The sequence below is a fragment of the Chitinophaga nivalis genome (assembly GCF_025989125.1).
GTDB lineage: Bacteria > Bacteroidota > Bacteroidia > Chitinophagales > Chitinophagaceae > Chitinophaga > Chitinophaga nivalis.
In genome coordinates, this window is the sequence record NZ_JAPDNR010000001.1 from 1,458,309 (window position 1) to 1,477,847 (window position 19,539).

Annotated in this window: 10 protein-coding genes; 4 read left to right on the forward strand and 6 right to left on the reverse strand. The window is 44.8% G+C overall.

Annotated elements, in window-relative coordinates:
• Window positions 1–689 precede the first annotated feature (689 nt).
• On the forward strand, window positions 690–1,067 hold the full coding sequence (locus OL444_RS05995; RefSeq protein ID WP_264734137.1) for a putative quinol monooxygenase: 378 nt from the start codon (window positions 690–692) through the stop codon (window positions 1,065–1,067).
• A 152-nt stretch (window positions 1,068–1,219) separates the two neighbouring features.
• Window positions 1,220–3,781, forward strand: coding sequence for a TonB-dependent receptor (locus tag OL444_RS06000; RefSeq protein WP_264734136.1), 2,562 nt, complete (start codon window positions 1,220–1,222; stop codon window positions 3,779–3,781).
• Window positions 3,782–3,904: 123 nt separating this feature from the next.
• Here the strand turns inward: OL444_RS06000 and OL444_RS06005 are convergent, their stop codons facing one another.
• From OL444_RS06005 to OL444_RS06015, 3 genes are all read right to left on the reverse strand, one after another.
• Window positions 3,905–5,995, reverse strand: coding sequence for a LamG domain-containing protein (locus tag OL444_RS06005; RefSeq protein WP_264734135.1), 2,091 nt, complete (start codon window positions 5,993–5,995; stop codon window positions 3,905–3,907).
• A 432-nt stretch (window positions 5,996–6,427) separates the two neighbouring features.
• A complete protein-coding gene (locus OL444_RS06010) occupies window positions 6,428–8,266 on the reverse strand; it encodes a right-handed parallel beta-helix repeat-containing protein (protein WP_264734134.1) in 1,839 nt (612 codons plus the stop codon).
• A 255-nt stretch (window positions 8,267–8,521) separates the two neighbouring features.
• Window positions 8,522–9,685 (reverse strand): SDR family oxidoreductase, encoded by a 1,164-nt coding sequence (locus OL444_RS06015; RefSeq protein WP_264734133.1) that lies wholly within the window; start codon window positions 9,683–9,685, stop codon window positions 8,522–8,524.
• Between the two features lie 457 nt (window positions 9,686–10,142).
• Here OL444_RS06015 and OL444_RS06020 point away from each other — a divergent pair, with 457 nt between their 5' ends.
• Entirely contained in the window at window positions 10,143–11,141 is a 999-nt protein-coding gene (locus OL444_RS06020) for a phosphotransferase (protein ID WP_264734132.1), read from the forward strand.
• 164 nt (window positions 11,142–11,305) lie between these two features.
• Here OL444_RS06020 and OL444_RS06025 read toward each other — a convergent pair whose 3' ends face one another.
• The 3 genes from OL444_RS06025 to OL444_RS06035 all read right to left on the reverse strand — a co-directional run bounded on the left by OL444_RS06025 (window position 11,306) and on the right by OL444_RS06035 (window position 16,879).
• A complete protein-coding gene (locus tag OL444_RS06025; RefSeq protein ID WP_264734131.1) occupies window positions 11,306–12,058 on the reverse strand; it encodes an SDR family NAD(P)-dependent oxidoreductase in 753 nt (250 codons plus the stop codon).
• Between the two features lie 245 nt (window positions 12,059–12,303).
• A complete protein-coding gene (locus tag OL444_RS06030) occupies window positions 12,304–15,522 on the reverse strand; it encodes an Ig-like domain-containing protein (RefSeq protein WP_264734130.1) in 3,219 nt (1,072 codons plus the stop codon).
• A gap of 700 nt (window positions 15,523–16,222) precedes the next feature.
• Window positions 16,223–16,879, reverse strand: a complete 657-nt coding sequence (locus OL444_RS06035) for a GIY-YIG nuclease family protein (RefSeq protein WP_264734129.1) — start codon at window positions 16,877–16,879, stop codon at window positions 16,223–16,225.
• 1,090 nt (window positions 16,880–17,969) lie between these two features.
• Here OL444_RS06035 and OL444_RS06040 point away from each other — a divergent pair.
• Window positions 17,970–19,454 carry a LamG domain-containing protein gene (locus OL444_RS06040; protein ID WP_264734128.1) on the forward strand — a complete coding sequence of 495 codons (1,485 nt, stop codon included), beginning with the start codon at window positions 17,970–17,972 and terminating at the stop codon, window positions 19,452–19,454.
• Window positions 19,455–19,539 lie beyond the last annotated feature (85 nt).

Consider the following 19,539-nt stretch of genomic DNA (forward strand, 5'->3'; position numbering starts at 1 on the left):
AGTATTCCTTTGCATACACATTGCGGATAAAGTTTGTAGCAACTTAAAAAATAAGGTACGGCATTGTTACATCCTCTATTGCAGTTAGGTGACGTGGCGCCACCGCCCTGAATAAGTTTTAATTCGCTTCTATTCAGCTCCCTTTTAAAGCACATTTGTTTTTTCATAATGAAGAATTTTACGATAGAATAAGAAATATTAACGATACAGTTTATTATTCCGATGTTCCTGATAATATGATCATGGAGTTTAGAAAAAATTCCTGCATTTATAAGAGGGCGGCGCCACTTGTAGAGAGCACCTACAATACGCTGAAAGTAATTGACATGCCTGGAATACCTCGGGGTTGTGGCAACTGCCGGAACACTGTATCTGTGCGTTATTACTGCCACCGCGGAGGTTTCGCATTTTTTCTCTGCTCAGTACAGCCCCGAATAGGGTTTTGTTTTTCATGTGGTAATTTTTATGGTGAAAAAATAAAAGGTACGGTGGTTGAATGTGGAAAATAAATGAATGGCGGTTAACGAGTAATTTGATACAAGAGGTATTACAATATCTCTCTCATCGGATAAACGGGAATATTACAGTAAAATCGGGTTCACAGATATCGGTTTCAGATCTAAAGATATTTCCAATGGCTGCATCTGTAAAGCGGTGAACGTGGATTGACTCGTATAATCGAATTGGCTATGGATAGTCACCAAACAAGAAAGAGGTGTCTCAAGCGTAATTTTGAGGCTGCCTGCCCGAACAATAATGGAAGACTGTTTGTTCCTGTGATTCACATTTGGTACAAATCAATAGCTACTTGTTCGTTCATGCATAAAAATTACCCTATGGTGAATGGTGGATTATTAATCAGACTACATGCAAAACCGGGAAAAGAAGCAGAACTGGCTGAATTCCTGAAAAGTGGACATGCTATCGTTGTCAATGAACCGGCTACTATCAGTTGGTATGCCATTCAACTGGCTCCTGCTATTTTTGGTATCTTCAACACCTTCCCAGACGATGCTGGCATAATCCCCCTGTTACCTGATGGAAACAGCGGATTCCCGCTATGTTAATGAGCAATGGCACTATCTTATCTGCCTCTCCCCTGCCTCCGAATTTCCCAGCAACGTAAAAAAAAGTGAAAAATTGCATATTCTGTATTATGTTTGTCTACAAAACAAGTAGACTATATAGACTATTTATATCAACCTATCTCCAAATTATCATGAAAAAAGTTCTTCCCCTGCTCTTCCTGAGTATCCTTCTGGTCAACGCAGCCATTGCCCAAAAAGTAATTTCCGGCGTTGTAAAAGGTGAAAAGGGCTCCCCTGTACCTGGTGCTACTATTAGCCTTAAGGGATCAACCAACAATGCTATTGCAGACAATAAGGGACATTTCAGCATACAGACGTATGCGCCATTCCCTATTACGCTGGCTGTTACTTCCATTGGTTTTGCTACCCGTGAAGTGGAAGTGACCGAACAAAACCAAAACACGCTGGAAGTCATTCTCTCCATAGATAACCGCCACCTCAACGAGGTATCGGTTACGGCCCGCCGCCGGAATGAAAAAATACAGAACGTGCCCATTGCCATTTCCGTGGTACGGGGCGGGCTGATTGAAGATGCCGGCGCCTTTAATGTAAACCGGGTGAAAGAGCTGATACCCAGCGTACAGCTCTACTCTTCCAATCCGCGTAATACCACCCTTAATATCCGTGGGCTTGGGTCTACCTTCGGCCTGACCAATGACGGCATTGACCCGGGAGTGGGATTTTACCTGGATGGCGTGTACTATGCACGTCCCGCCGCTACTACCTTTGACTTTGTAGATGTAGAACAGATAGAGGTATTGCGTGGCCCGCAGGGTACCCTGTTTGGTAAAAATACCACGGCCGGCGCCCTGAACATCACTACCCGTAAACCTTCCTTTACACCTGGTGCTACGGCAGAAGTGAGTTATGGCAACTATGGCTATATTCAGGCAAAGGCATCTGTTACCGGTGCCATTGCCAGCAAGCTGGCGGGCAAGATCTCTTTCTCCGGTACCCAGCGGGATGGCACCGTTTATAATGTATCTACCCAACGGTATGTGAATGATATCAATAATATCGGTGGCCGTTTTCAATTATTATATACCCCGAGCAGCCGGGTGAGTCTTACCCTCATCGGGGACGCCTCCAAACAACGTCCGGAAGGATATGCACAGGTAATCGCCGGTGTGGTAAAAACGCAGCGGGCTGCTTACCGGCAGTTTGATAATATCATTGCTGACCTTAACTACCAGCTGCCCAGCCGTAATCCTTTCGACCGCCTGATCGATCACAATACGACCTGGCGTTCCGGTAATGACCAGGGCGGCGTATCCCTGAACGTAGATGCGAAGATCGGTGGTGGTACGCTGACGGCCACTTCTGCCTGGCGCTACTGGAACTGGGATCCATCCAACGATCGTGACTTTACAGGACTGTCTGTATTGTCGTTGTCCCAGGCCACTTCCAAGCACCAGCAATGGACACAGGAAGTACGGTATGCCGGTAACTTTTCCTCTAAACTGAGTGGCGTGATCGGTGTATTTGTGATCGGACAGGATCTGAAAACAGACCCGGTACACATCGAAGAATCCGGCCCGGCACAATGGCGCTTCTCTCAGAGCACCACGAGCGCATTATGGAAAACTCCGGGATTACTGGATGGTTTTGGTATCCGCACTACCTCCCGGCTGAAAACCTTCAGCGCCGCGGTATTCGGACAACTGGATTGGGCCATCACGGATAAACTGCATGTACTGCCAGGATTACGGTATAACTATGATGATAAAAAACTGGATTTCAGCCGCAAAACATACGGAGGGTTGCAAACCTCAGATCCGGCATTGCTGGCGTTGAAAAACATCGTGTATACCGATCAGGAATTTGATGCCAAAACAGATAATACCAACCTTACCGGGCAGTTGACGGTTTCCTATAAAGTCAATAGCAACATTAATACCTATGCGACTTTCTCTACCAGCTATAAACCAATCGGACTTAATCTGGGCGGATTGCCCACTTCCGGCGGCAAGCCAATGCTGGAGCTGGCGGAGATCAAACCGGAATATGTACAGCACTATGAAGTAGGTATTAAAACAAGTCCTTCTGCTTCTTCTACCCTGAACCTGTCTGTTTTCAATACAGATATCAAGGATTTCCAGACACAGGTACAGACAGCGGAATTAGGTGTTAACCGGGGTTATCTGGCCAATGCAGAAAAAGTACAGGTGCGTGGTGCGGAGCTGGATGGTAATATCCGATTCAATAATCAATTCTCCCTCTTTGGAGCAGTTGCTTACATAGATGGCAAATACAAGTCTTTCACCAATGCCCCGGTGCCACTGGAAGAAACCGGCGGCCCCAGCGCCTTCAAGGATATTTCCGGCAGCAGACTGCCGGGCATCTCCAAATGGACGACCTCTCTGGGTGGTGAAGCCTCTACTGGTGGGAAATTCCTGGGCCAGGGCGGCCGTTTCTTCCTGGCATTGGATGGATACTATCGCTCTGAATTTTCTTCCAGCCCTTCTCCTTCGCCTTACCTGAATGTAGATGGCTATGTACTGGTGAATGGCCGGATTGGTTTCCGTGCAGTAAAAGGGGTATCGTTATTTGTATGGGGACGTAACCTGTTCAACAAAAATTACTTCGAACAATTACTGGTTGCTGCCGGTAATGCCGGTCAATACGCAGCTGTACTGGGAGACCCCAGAACATATGGTGTAACGATCCGGTATAATTTCGGTCCATCCAACTAAGTGGTGGATATATAGATGGATCGCTGGTTTTAAGCCGGTGATAAAAAGAGACAGGATAGCTCCATGCTATCCTGTCTCTTTTTTATTGTTACTGACAATCTATAAATAGTTGTAGCTATCTGTTTATACAGCCGGAACCGGCTTGTTTTCTGCCAGCTTACCACAGTTGCCCTGATACTCCAGGGAAAGTTTTGTCAATTGTGCTGTCCATACAATAAACTTCGCCAGTATTTCTGCGGCTACCGTACCGGTAAGTAAGGTAATGATTCTGGCCAGTACAGCCCCGAGGGCAAACCAACCCGCAGCAATGAAGGAGAATTTTAAGACAGGCCATAATACCTTTTCGCGGTGCATTTCTGTGATAATATTCAGTCCGGAGGCTACGCCGATTTCAGTACCCACTAAAGCGGTAATAGCCGTTACCAGCTTTGCATTTTTAACAATCAGATTAAAGACCTTTGTCGGAATCTGATTAAAAGGTGAGAAGATCGGCAATGGCAGGAATATGCCGAAAAAGCTAACGGACATCGTGAACGTAAAGGATATCCACCAAATAGTACAGTCAGATATTTCTCCTATCGGACGGTCATACATCAATACATCTCCGCGTAAGCTATGGTAAACGATTTTGGTTCTGCCATTTTCATCCGTTCTGGTAACTACTTTTCCCAGCCGGGGATCTGTTGTAAACATTGTTTCTGCCTGCGTATACGCTTTTTCAAAAACTTCCCGGAAGTGGGATTGTTTTGCTGTATCCAGGTTGAACAAATTAACCAGGTCGGTAAAGGTTTGTTCTTTATGAACAGGAGAGAAAAGTTCAGATTGGGGCGCAAATTTAATACCTGTCGGAGGAGGAAGTGGCGCTTCCTCTACATTGTTGAAGTAACTCGAGTTGATCGGCATGGCAATACCTAATTGCGCTTTCCGCTCTTCCAGGTTAATAACAGTATCGGCGAGTGTGTTTGCCGTGCCTTCGAGCAGTTGAATAGCGTGGCCCATGGAGTCGATCGGCGGAGTCACGGTGAAATCGAAATTAGCCACCAGCCTTGGGTCCGTAATCACATCATTCAGCATCCACTGCCGGAGTTCTGATTGCTCCAGACACGCTTTCCACAAACGAACGTTTTGAAAGTATCCGGTGAAGCCGTTGCCACCTATCAGCAATTTTCCCTGATCAATACTGGCTACCGGAGCAGGAAAATACTCCGCTGTTTGCAGGTTGCCGTTTACATAAAGGCGCATCATTTTTGAATCGCCGTTATAGGAAATGGCAAAGTGATAAAAGCGTCCTTCCGTGATTTGTTCCTTGGAATAGATTTCCTGACTATCTGTATTCCGCTTTGCAATAATGCGGCTGTTGGTTTTATCGTACTGAATGTAGTATTGCCATTGCCAGTCTTTTGCAAAAGAAAGTATCACCGCCATATCTGTACTGGCAGCAGGATTGAACCATCCTTCAACGGTATAGGGCTGATGGCCGCCAAAATCATAGTCGGCATAAACCCCGCAATCAATGGCGCCATTTTCCGTCACTTTTACGGAAGGGATACTGTACAGGTAGTTCGGAGGAGGTGTGCTGTACGTAATAGGTGTAGCATATCCGGAACGATCATCTGTGGGCATTTCTGTAAAGTCTGTCCAGAAAACGAGGTCGGGTAATTTTTCCATTGGCGGTGTAATGGCCAGCGCGTCCTCCAGGATCTCAAAAGCATTCCGGACTGATTTCCAGATAACCACACGGGCAATTTGTCCGTTGAGATAATTTTCATATCCGGAAGTTGTGATTTGCTTACCAACGCCGATGAGGGTAGCCAGTTTTACATCCGGATAAGGGGCGCCTGCTACTACTTTACTGGCTACTTCTTTCCCGTCCTGGTATAACTTAATCAATCGCTGGGGACCATCAAATGTGACCGCCACCTGGTGCCATTCATTTAGTGATAATGGTGTGGAAGAGGTTACTCCAATACCTTCCTTGTTATGCAGTAGCCCCGTGAAATGCAAAAATCCATCTTTGTAGTGAAGTCCGAACAGGCAGCCTATTGCCATGGAGGAATTCCAGATAAGCGTACCCGTGGAGGTAGTGGGAAAAAACGTTGCAGCTAACGTAAACGACTGCATGTTGTTAAGATGGTCGGATGGAAAATAGGCATACGCATTCCCATTAAACTGAAGCGCGCTGTATCCCCAGCGCATGGTTAAGCCAAGATTCATAGTATAGAATTTAGTCCTACTCTGTTAAGGTTTTTCGGTTTCACCTCCTGCTTATTGTCAAGTCAGGCAGACCTGTTTTTTTGTGTGCTTACAGCTGCACCTTCACAAAGGTCTATCGATCTGCTAACCTGAGTAAGAGCGTAAATATGTGTTTCTGAAAACGGGTATTTATACCTGTTTTCAATAATGCAGCAGATATTTATATCTGTTGTGCCGTAATCGGATGTATATGGTCCTGATAGGCCAGGTAAGCATTTTAGCCAACGGAAGATAATGCAGGGCAAGTAGAGCATTGAGGTGAATAGCCCGCATACGGTATTCGAGAGATACCCGGTTAGCCATGTATAAAAAAATACAGGATAGCTGATCAGCTATCCTGTATTTTGCTCCTCCTGAAATAGGTGGATGTTTAATGCGATTATCTGCGAAAGCTTATCCCGGTGTCCAGGTACCGGTTTGTTTGACTACCGTCCATTCGTTGGCAGTTGTTTTTCTCAGGATGATCGTGGCGCCGGTTTGGTTACTCTCCAGGTACCCTCCTGCTGTGGTGAGACCCTGGATAATGCTCGTTGCATCCGGCTTTATACGTAGCGCCGCCGCGGCTGTTACCACAAATTCCACATCCGGATAACCCGCTGCTGACGCGGCGAGATTGACGATGCTGCGTGTTGTGCTGCTGGTATTGGTGTACCTGCAATAGGTAGTGGTCCAGTTTTGTGTAAAGGTTTCATTCACCAGATTTTTGACAATGACATGATTATCGTCCTGAATCACTCCTCTGCAAGCGAATGCCAGCGGGCTTTTTACCGTTGCTCCAAGCGATACCGGATTTTTAATGGTCACCGGGCCTGGAGCATTATTAGGCATTCCTTCGTCCCGCACATAGATAGCAGAAGCATGCAGCGGTACCGGCCGGTCATCCGTAATTTTCAGGTTAATCATTTCAACGGCGCCAATATGAGGGGGATTGGTTTCTGTAGGTTCCCTGAAAATACAGACGGCAGCACCGTATTTGATAGACGTGGATTTGGCCGTATTGCAGTTCGTCACCTGTGCATCCTGAATGCTGATCAGTGGCATGTTGTAGGAATACCGCCGGATACTGATACCACTGCGGCTGGCCTGACTGATTTTTCCGTTGGCATACACCACATTGCCAGCCAGTGCGGTATCCGACATTCCCAATGCCGAAAAACCAAGTGTATCCTGTTCACTGATATGCCCTTCTATACGAATATCCACAGCAGTGGTAGTACCCGCCATTTTCTCCGGGGTAACATTAATACCCCTGCCTTTATTGCCACTGGTGTAGGTGTTAATAACGCGTATAGCCATTAACGTATCATGTACGTCATTGGGTTCAATATCCAGTCCTCCGCAGGGACTATGTATATCGCTCCTTAACAACCGGGCATTCTGTATGGTGATGCCTACACCGGTGATCAGTGAGATGCCCTGCCGTCCGTTATGATCGCATACCGCATTAATAATACGTATATCCCTGTTAGTGGTAGTACCTACCTTACCAATATAGATGCCATCTCCCCAGCAATCCTTTACAGTAGCGTCGTTGATCGTAATACGGGAAGAGGAACGGATGTCAATACCCATTCCGAATTCTCCGGTTCTGTTACCGGTATTCACCCTGTCTCCGATGATGTGGGCATTATTGATTTCACAGTCATGGACATTCCATAACCGCATGCACCAATAAGCAGGAGCTCCGTTGGGAATAACCCGGAGTTTACAGCTGTCTTTACTGAAAGTAATCTTGCTGTTACTGGGTACCGATATGAATTTATTGAGAGCATCAATATTAATGGTGCCGTTGAGGTCAAAATTTACCTGTTGGTATTTGGCCAGAATGCTATTCAGCCGGGTGCCCTGCTCCTGTGTGAAGCCTTGTTCTACCGTTTTCAAACCAAACCATTTCAGACTGACCGCTCCACTGTATATTCTTTTCCAGCGTCCTGCTCCGGTGACGGAAGTAGGTTGTATGATCACCCCACTATCGTCTGGTAAGGTGCTGCCGGCATCCCAGGTGAAAGCGCCGCCACCGCCATCATCGGCAGCGTAATAGGCAGATAAGGTACAGTTACTGCCGGGCAGTGGTACGGTGGTACTGGCTTTGAGCGCTGCCATGTTGTCGAACACGGGACCGGTCACCAGCGCCGATTTTAACACCGTATTAGCTGGCAGATAAATATTTTTTTCTTGTTTTCCACAAGCACTGATCAGCAGTGCGCTGATGTACAGGATGGCTTTTCGCATAAGATATGGTAGATTAAAAAGATGACATTATCCGCAGAAGGAATTACTATCGCTCGCTGTTAATTGTTCACAATAAAGACAGGCACATGATCATACGACGGCCAAATTATAAATAGTTTTTCATTTGAAAAAAGTAAGTGTAAAGTGGATAAGTTTGGAGGTAGAATATATGGTCGACAAATTTATATTACCTGCCATATTTTTACTAATCAATTTTAAAATATTGTTGCAGGCATACTGTGATAAATTGTTTTACTAATGCAGATCCCGGAATCCATGCTGTAATGCATAACCTAAAAGATCTTTAAATGCCTCCTGTACATCTATTTCGGGAATGTCGCTCATGATCGTTCTTAATTGTGCAGTGTTGAACTGATGACAGGGTGTTTGAATATACGGCGTGAGATTAGGCGCATATAATCTGTAGTAAGCGGCTTCCAGATCATTCATGTTAGTGGGTACTTGTTCCACTAATTCACATTGGAAACCTACTATAGATGCGGTATGTGGAAGCAGGTAGTCTAGTTTGACACCGTGCGAACTCACGATGTTAAGCTCGTAGATATCGTCATTGCAAAAAACGCGGGTAATTGTTTTGGCTACAAAATCTACCGGAATAATATTAAGCGTACCCTGGTGGTTAGCCACCATTCGGATGCTGTTACTTTTGGTTTTCATCCGGTTGCTGTATACATAAAAGAATTTACCAAATTCATAAAATACGTTGAACTTGGGAGAGAAATATAGTGGCGCATCCATGAGTCTGCCGGAAATGATGGAGGGCCGCAATAGTTGCCACTTCTTATGATGGTGATTGCAATAGGTGATTATTTTACTTTCAACATTTGATTTCAGCATTTCATAGGGATTTCTATTGATGCCGGCTAATGTTTGGTGAGCCGTAGTATTGGTGGAAAATTCCTGATAGTTGTTATGAATGATGCCTTCGAAATGCCCAATGGAAAAGGCCGTCCCTATAAAGATGAATTTTGATAAAACAGGATTTACCCATTCCAGGAATCGCAGCGTAGCCGTATAGTTTTTATGATGTAGTTCCTCATAGGCCTGGGGGGTATTGGATAGGTTAGTAACTGCTGCGGCATGAATGACGGTTACGGGAGCATATTTTTTGAGCTGATTGAAATCATCTTCATTTAAGTCAATGATATCGTGTGGTATGATTTCAATGCTGTCTGATAATTCAGCCAGCGAGAATTGATTTAGATAGTCTGGCCTGTATAGGCTGCTGAGTAAGCTATGGAGTCTTTGTCTGGCATCTTCTGTTTTGGTATCTCTGATGACTACTATGATTTTATACTTTTTATGGGAGACATATAGTGGCAGCAATTCATACAGAATATGACGTCCCAGGATACCGGTTACGCCGGTCAGCAAAATGTTTGAGGAAGGTGCTTGCATGGATAAGCATTAATTAACATGATAAATGGGGCTTATTTACTTTAGCTGAATTCTTGACGCAATGAAATGCACTTACAGCAATGCCGTATATAATTTATTTCAGTATGAATCTGTTTACCGATGCGACCGGTGCTTTACCATAAAAAACTGATTACTTAATTTGCATAAATGACGAATGGTTATTGAAGTGCTATGGAAGACCGACATGTGACTAGTTACTCCAACTTTTACTTGCTATGTGTAAAAAGCGCTCTGATATTGGTTTTTATCTTCCTGATAGTAGTGTATTCCGCAGTATTTCCGTTTTAACCTGAGCCCTCAAAAGTAATAGGTGTTATTTTAATAACATTCATAACCTGCACAAGGTTCGCTGAAAAAAATATACTTTTTGAAGTGCCGGAAAGTGCATGGGCGCTTATATATTTGAGCTGTTAAATGAACCTGATTGTTATCTTTTATGGTGCCAGCAACAAAAGAAATTGCCGTGAAAAATGCCTTGCAGCTTACATTTGGTGTAAGTGAATGGGAAGATATCAAGGAACTGACAGCCGGGCTCTCACCGGCACTTGTTTTCAGGATAGTGGTGCTGGGAAAAGCTTATCTGCTTCGTATCATCACCCGTACCGATATGGCCGGTGATCCTACACATGAATATGCCTGTATGAAAGCTGCTGCGGAAGCTGGTATTGCCCCACGAATCTGGTATATGAGTATCGCAGACAGGATCGCTATCACAGATTTTGTAGCAGCCACTACTTTTCAAATCAAGGAGGCCAGGATACAGCTACCCGCTGTACTGAAGCGATTACATTCGTTACCGCCTTTTTCGCACAGGGTACATTATCTGGATATGGCAGACCGTTACATGCGAAAATTTCAGGAGGCCGGGTTGTTACCCGAAAGTATGATTACCGAACTGGTTCGCCTGCATACGCATATTATAGGCGTTTATCCCCGTAATCAGGAAGATATGGTGGCTTGCCACAATGACCTTAAGCCGGAAAATATCCTCTTTGATGGTACCAAGGCGTGGATCGTAGATTGGGAGGCCGCCTTTTTGAATGATCGTTATGTGGACCTGGCAATAATCGCCAACTTTGTGGTCACGAATGAAGCGGAAGAAATGGTTTACCTTAAAAGTTACTTTGGTGAATCCGTGACGATATATCATCGTGCCCGGTTCTTTCTGATGCGTCAATTGCTGCATCTGTTTTATATCACCGTTTTTTTGTCTTTGGTGGCGGCAGCGGGTGTGCCTATCGATTGGACGTTGAGCAGACCCGATTTCAGGAGCTTTCATGCCCGCATGTGGGCAGGGGAAATCAGTCTGGCTAATCATGATGCCAGGCAACAATATGCCTGGGTACACATGGATCAGCTATTGTATAATGTGCAGCTGCCACGTTGGGAAGAAGCGCTTGACATTGTGGCGGGAGGATCTGGATACGTAGCATAACCGTTCGCCAGCTGCTGTTTAAACGAAAGGAGAAAGCAATATGCCGGGGGATTACTTTACCTGGATGGGATATTAAAGGCCGGTAAAAGATTATCGGCCTTTAATATTTGTCTTTAAAAACAACATATGTATGGGCTGCTGTCAATAACTGGTTATATACCTTGTTAGAACGGATAGCGCCGCATGCCGCCATCAACAACCGCCACGGTGCCGGTGATGTATTTTGCGCGGGGAGACACCAGAAAGGTCGCCATGTTGGCAATATCCTGCGGCTCGCCAAAATCCCCCATGGGAATTTCCCGCTCTGCAAATTTGCGCCGTTCTTCACCCGGGAAAATACGCCGGATTTGTTCGGTGTCAATGATGCCCGGTTGCAGGCTATTCACGGTAATGCCATATTGAGCCAACTGTGCCGCCAGCCCTTTGGACCATGCAATTACGGCGGCCTTGGCCACTGCGGAGGCATTGATGACACGTAGTTCATACGAGCTGGCAATGTTGAGGATAGCTCCTTGCTTACGTGCGATAAACTGGGGTAAAAGCAGCTGGGTGAGCTGCCGGTGCCGCTCAAAGTCTAATGTCATGGAAGCTGCCCATTCTTCATCCGGCGCGATGATATCCAGTTGGCGGCTGCGGCCGGCATTGTTAATGAGAATATCTACGTGCCCCAGGCTTTCCAGTGCTGCCGCTGCTATTTTTTGCGGTCCGTCAGGCGCTACAAAATCCTGGGCGAATGTAATAGGTGCGATGCCGCCTGCAGCGGCTACTTCTTCTTTAAAGCTCTCCAGTAATGTTTCGTTTCGTCCGTTAACGAATACTTTCACTCCTTGTATGGCTAATTCTTTGGCAATGGCCCGGCCGAGTCCCTGACTTCCACCGGTGATGACAGCTGTTTTTCCTTTTAAATAGAGATCCATAACTTATACTACTGATAATGATTGAAAGGATATTTTTAAACGGATACAATAGTTGTAAGCCGCTGTAAAAATGTTTTGTAAAAGTAGTAGATGATAGCTGATATTAGCGCCAGTACAATGGATTGTAAGGAGCATACAAATTTGTATGTGGAGAGCGTTGATACGGTGCAAATTATAAAATAAGCGCCAGCAATAGAGCTATTGCCGGCGCTTATTTTATAAACATATAATAACAGGATAGGAAGTTATTTCTCCAATATCACTTTCCCGGTAAGGATCTTTCCTGTTTTAGTCCGCACCTGTATAATATAAAATCCTGCAGGTAATGACGCCGGTAATTGTATCGTGTTTGAATGCATTATAAGCCTGTATACGGGTTTACCTTCCCGGTCATTTACTATAAGGAGGCTACCGTCCAGCACTTCTTTCGTTTGTATCTGTATCAGACCATTGGTTGGGTTCGGATAAAAATACAGTACTTCCGCTATGTGCTGCCGGGTATTGACCGTATTGGCCACTGTAGATGGTTGCAGTGGTGGTGCAGACAAACGCTTGCTGATGGTGAACGATTTATTCACCTTGTCAGACTTGCACCCGGTTACTTTATTAATAGCTTGTACATCAATAGAAGCCTGCGCATTCAGTGAACTATTGTTATATGGTGCCGGGATAGTATCGTTCATCCCGGTAAAAGTGGTGTCTAAGACTGTTGTGAAGCCATCAGTATACTTTATATGTATGATATAAAGTACATCAGGCTGATAATTGGTAATAGGTATGTATACCGGCTGACTGGCGATGCCTGATGGCACGGTAAATGCAGGATTGGCCGGCCTGGGCTTCACCAACACCGTTACCGGTTTTCTGGCAATACTTACACAACCGTTTTTGCTGGTAGCATCCACATAAAATGTTTGTGTAACGGGTTGGTTGTATAGTATTACAATTGGCCCGGTGATGAGCGGATTGCCACCAGTCGGATTGGCATACCATCTGAAGGTGACATTCGCCGGTGCAATGGCCCTGAATATAGCGCTATCGCCGATACAGATAGGTACGGTATCGGCAGCAAGCGTAGGTATAGCCGGTGGCAGATTGACGATGACACTGTCTGCCGCGCGGGCGCTGCTACAGCCATTCTCTGTTGCCTGTGCGTAGTATACGGTTGTTGCAGGTGAATTGATTCTATAGGGGCTGCCTGTAAACAGTAAGGTGCCACCAGTAGTCGTATTATACCATTGAATATTATTGCCTGTTGCGGTAAGGGTAGCTGTATCTCCTTTGCAAATAGCTACCGGATTATTCACTACTGGCTTTGCCGGCGTGGGTTTCACTAATACGGTTACCGGTTTTCTGGCAATACTTACACAACCGTTTTTGCTGATAGCATCCACATAGTATGTTTGTGTAACGGGTTGGTTGTATAGTATTACAATTGGCCCGGTAATGAGCGGATTGCCACCGGTCGGATTGGCATACCATCTGAAAGTGACATTCGCGGGAGCAATGGCCCTGAATATGGCACTATCACCGATACAGATAGGTACAGTATCTGCAGCAAGCGTAGGTATAGCCGGTGGCAGATTGACGATGACACTGTCTGCAGCACGGGTGCTGCTACAGCCATTCTCTGTTGCCTGTGCGTAGTATACGGTTGTTGCGGGCGGACTGATTTTATATGGGGTACCGGTAAACAATAAGGTGCCACCGGTCGCTGTATTGTACCATTGAATGTTATTGCCTGTTGCGGTAAGGGTAGCTGTATCGCCTTTGCAGATAGCTACCGGATTATTCACTACTGGCTTTGCCGGCGTGGGTTTTACCAATACGGTTACCGGTTTTCTGGCAATACTTACACAACCACTTTGGCTGGTAGCATCCACATAGAATGTTTGTGTAACGCGTTGGTTGTATAAAATTACAGTTGGCCCGGTGATGAGCGGATTGCCACCAGTCGGATTGGCATACCATCTGAAAGTGACATTCGCGGGAGCAATGGCCCTGAATATGGCACTATCACCGATACAGATAGGTACGGTATCTGCAGCAAGCGTAGGTATAGCTGGTGGCAGATTGACGATGACACTGTCCGCTGCGCGGGCGCTGCTACAGCCATTTTCTGTTGCCTGTGCGTAGTATACGGTTGTTGCAGGTGGATTGATTCTATAGGGACTGCCTGTAAACAGTAAGGTGCCACCAGTAGTTGTATTATACCATTGAATGTTATTACCAGTTGCGGTAAGGGTAGCTGTATCGCCTTTGCAGATAGCTACCGGATTATTCACTACTGGCTTTGCCGGCGTGGGTTTCACTAATACGGTTACCGGTTTTCTGGCAATACTTACACAACCGTTTTTGCTGGTAGCATCCACATAGAATGTTTGTGTAACGCGTTGGTTGTATAAAATTACAGTTGGCCCGGATATGAGCGGATTGCCACCGGTCGGATTGGCATACCATCTGAAGGTGACATTCGCGGGGGCAATGGCCCTGAATATGGCGCTATCGCCGATACAGATAGGTACAGTATCTGCAGCAAGCGTAGGTATAGCCGGTGGCAGATTGACGATGACACTGTCTGCAGCACGGGTGCTACTACAGCCATTCTCTGTTGCCTGTGCGTAGTATACGGTTGTTGCGGGCGGAATGGTTTTATACGGGCTACCGATAAATACCAAGGTGCCGTTGGTATTGTACCATTGAATATTGGTGCCGGTAGCTGTGAGAGTGGCTGTATCGCCTTTGCAGATGACTACCGGATTGTTGACTACGGGTTGGACCGGTCTGGGTTTAACCGTGGCCGTTACAGCGGTACGTTTGCTAATACATCCTCCTGCGGTAGCTTCCGCATAATAAATAGTTGTTTCAACTGGTTGTACTGTTAATGTATTGCCGGTAGCGATGCTTGTACCACCAGTAGGTGCTGTATACCAGGAAATGGTATTTCCGGTAATCGGGGTAACCGCAAAGGTGGTGCTGTCGCCACTACAAATAGTATTATTACCTGGTAATATTACCGGTGCGGCTGGTGCGGTAGACTGCTGGTAGGCATAATACAACCGGAAACTGTTTAATAACCCCAACAGGCTACTGTTCAATGTTATCTTAACCCGGTCAAACTGTGCTGCAGGTTTCAGCATAATCTCTGCACGTTTGTTGTCGTGGAGGAGTCGTAATACATCCGCAGACATTGTTTGGATATCGTTATTAGCTACGTTCCCATTATAGGTTTGTACGGAAATGCCTCCCAGTAAATTAACGGATAATACGGCGTTACTACTGCCGATGCCAATAATCAGGGAATCACATCCTGCTGTACTTGCAGCCGGGAATATCAATGTCTGTTCTACACTCACGCCGAGCAGACCTACATTTATCACAAAGCTGGAATAATCATCAAGGCTGTTGTTATTGACAGGATTCTCCGGATCGATCACACCACATAAAACACACAGTCCATTCACCTTGCTGGTTTGACTATTAGCATATATTTTTTGTCCATATCCCTGCGAAGGGAACAATGAAACAAGTAACAAAAGCACCATTAATAACGGCACTTTTGATGGAAGGGGCAACATACAGGTTTTCATTAAAATCAATTTTGATCAGGATAATAAGGGTTTGTAAGAGAATTAACTCATACTTATGAATAGCGTTGATTACACCGCTGTATCAGCGGATGAAAAGATATTGATGAACTGTGCAGTGCAGTGCTGTGGTGCAGTGCCAGCTCATAAAGGATTATACTGATGTATGTGTCAATAGTCAGACCCTGTAGATAATGGCGAATACGTGAAATAAGTCGCTTTATGAAGCAGGTGTTTGGCGGACAAATGGTTGTTTTTACGCTGGAAAATATTTAACAAAATAAAATCTGAAAAAGTGATGATGTCAGATTGATAAGGGTTATTCAAAACATCTGGTTTATTGGTTGTAAAAATATTAGATTGGTCTGCATTTTAGTTGCAGTTCACAAAAAATTAAAACAGGTATCCTATCACCTGATGACTTATTGTAGCCCGTTTGTGGTATCATAGGAACCGGACATATGATTGCAACGCTTAAAACCAATGCGTAGCAGCCTGTCCGCACCATGTAGTTATTAATAGGGGATGATTAAATGTAGATGTTGAATACGAGAAAAAATACGATCATGAATCGCTGTTAATACAACTGATTGCGTAATATTCTTTTGATCATTTGTATGGTGGCACGGCTGATATGGCCTTTGTATTTTTGGAGAATATCGCTTTCGCTCACGCCGTCGCTGAGTTCATCTACTACCCGCAGCCACTTGCCGAGGAATGCGGAGTTGGGTGTACGGTACCTTAGCAGTCTGCGTACCGTTTCAATGATGGTTTTATTAACAGCGCCTTCATACAATTCAAATATCTCATCGGTATTGAGTCCCAGTTTAATATCATCTACAATCCGGGAGTAATCCTGCAGGTACTTTTCGTTGGCTTCCATTACCTGTAACATCGGATTGTCGCTGAAAGTGATGTCAGGATTTTTGCGATGTTGTTTCTGCAGGTTTTGCAAAGCATAGTTGCGGGCAATATTGTCGCAGATAATCAGGTCGCTTTTACTTAATTCAAACCACTCTCCTTTGACGCGTTTATGCTGAAATACGATATGCAGGCTCTCTTCCAGCTCCGTCATGTTATGGGCTGCATATTGCCTGATAACCCGAAACATAACGGGCAGGTGTGTATGATAAGCTCCCAGGCGCTTATGTAAGTCCTGCGTCTTACCGATTTTATACAGGTTTTTACCTGTATTCAGAATATATACACATCTACCGATTTGTACCTGTTCCATGGATTGTTTTCGGGCGGCTTTAAGGGTAATTAGCTTATCAATTTACAACTATGATTGTTATATACAAAATTGCAGAATTATATTGAATCAACCAGTGTTGAGGGTTAATATAAGGAGATTAACAACTTTTTATACAGCCTCTTTCGGCCCAATGTAAGTGCTGTATTGATATAGCAAGAAAATGGATTTGCTGTAGAAGCTGTAGTAACCAATCAGACAACGCCGCATTAATGGCGGTTATCCTGTAAGGTGCCCGAATACCTTTGCCAACAATGTCTGATTGTCTGTTTACAGGGCATAGCTCCCCGATGACGTAGTCTGGGTGTGCATTTTCCCTGCCTGCCTGTCTGTTTACAATGTTTTACTGTCAGTTTACCTGTCGTGGTTGCCCGTTGACGGTTCTTTTTTACCTGTTTACAGTGCTTAGCTGTCAGGTTACTTGTCGTGACTGCCCGTTGACAGGTCTTTTTTACCTGTTTACAGTACTTTACTGTCAGTTTACCTGTCGTGACCGCCTGTTTATAGCCTTTTTTTACTTGTCTACCTGTCTGGATTGCCATAGCTACCATCCTCAACATGTGATAATGATTGGCCCTGTTATGTTTTTCTATTGATAACGTAAGGGAGAACTGATATTATCAGGATGAATGATGGGTATGGCAGGTTGGGAGTTGCTGAAAAGGGAGATACTGATTTTATACTTGTAACTGCGAAAGGAAGTGAACTGATTTATTGGGATAATGTTGATATACTGCATTGTTTTATACCTGTTTACTGCTATTTATGGATTTGTATTCTTATGGTGGTGCATCAACTTTTCGAGGGGAAAATTATAGTGTTATTTTTGGTTGATTTGTCTTTATTCCAACTGTTTTAATAGTAATTTAGAAATAAGAAGACTTCTCATTAAACAATACTGTTATTATACCTGAATGCCGCTATACATCTATGTATGAATGGTATATCTATTGGTAAGTACAGTATGTGGTAATGTATTTATTGCTGATATCTTTATTGAAAAAATAGCTGATATTATTGACGCTTTGTTGCCCTTAACCTATATCGCATTTCTACCCCTTAAAAATAAAATATGGAAACATTATCAACCCTCAAAAAAGTCAGTCTGTCTGCAGCAGTCATTGCTGTATTGTTTTCCTGTCAGAAAAAAGATGCGATAGACAAAGTATTACCAACCATATCATCGGAGTCGGTAGCTGCTGGTAAGCATAAAATCGGTAACCTGAATGGCGGCCTGATTGCCTACTGGCCACTGGATGGATGTGTCAATACCAACGATGTATCCGGTAATGGGCATCATGGTACACCCAATAATACCACCCTTACCACCGACCGGTTTGGAACTGCCAACGGTGCCTTTTATTTCAATGGTACCAATAGTTATATTGATGTGGAAGACGACGTAGATCTGCGTTTGACCAATACGGATTTTACGTTGAGTGCCTGGGTGAAACTGGATAGTTACAATGCAGCCAGCGGCTCTCATATTCTTACCAAACGGAGCGATAACCCATATGGCTATATTTTTTCGGTGAGAGGTAGTACGACGGCTGTTCCCGGCGTTTCATTTTTCGGACCTGGTGGGAACTATATTAATGCATTCGGAACGAAGGTGATTACTACCGGTAGCTGGCATCTGGTTACTGCTGTATACCGTTTAGGACAGCGGCAGCTGAGTTTGTATGTAGATGGCATACTGGATAATACCAGTGCTGGTTTATCTCCTTTAGATGCACCGGAAGCGGCAAAATTATATATTGGCCGGGACGAAATTACCTCTTCTTCTACGAATGGTGCTTTTTTTCATGGTGCATTGGATGATATCCGCATATACAACAGAGCGCTTACTGGTGGAGAAATCCAGGAATTATATGGAAAGACGATCGCGCCTGCAGCAGGTTTGATCGCTTACTGGCCATTGGACTATTGTCGTAATGCCAGAGATTTATCGGGTAACGGAAATCATGGTACTGTCAGTAATACGTCCCTTACTACCGACCGGTTCGGTAATGTCAGCGGTGCATTTTACTTCAATGGAACCAATAGTTATATTGCCGTGGCAGATAAGCCAGCACTGCGTTTGACCAATACTGACTTTACCGTGAGTGCCTGGGTAAAACTGGATGGCTACAACGTATCCTGGGGATCTGGTATTTTGGGCAAACGAAATGACAGCCCCTTTGGATACGGCTTTTCTGTAACAGGTACTGCTGGAGGGCCTGCTGGTACCGGTGTGCCATTTTTTGGTCCTGGCGGGGGGTATGTCAATGGTGTAGGAACAAAAGTCATCAACTTAGGGAGCTGGCATCATCTTACTGCGGTATACAGTTATGCCAATCAGCAGTTAAGTCATTATGTAGATGGTGTATTGGATAATACCACCAGTGGCGTTCTTCCTGCAAATGCGCCGGCCACTGCCAAGTTGTATATTGGCCGGGATGAAATCACCTCTCCTACCAACGGTTATTTCTTTTATGGTACATTGGATGATATCCGCATGTATAATAGAACCCTAACACCGGGAGAAATTCAAAACTTATATAATGCCGTAAACTAGTTCTGATTATTAGCCATCTCTCCTGTCTGATATATTGTCGGGCAGGAGAGATGTCGTTTACAGCGGTTTATATGTAAGCAGGCGG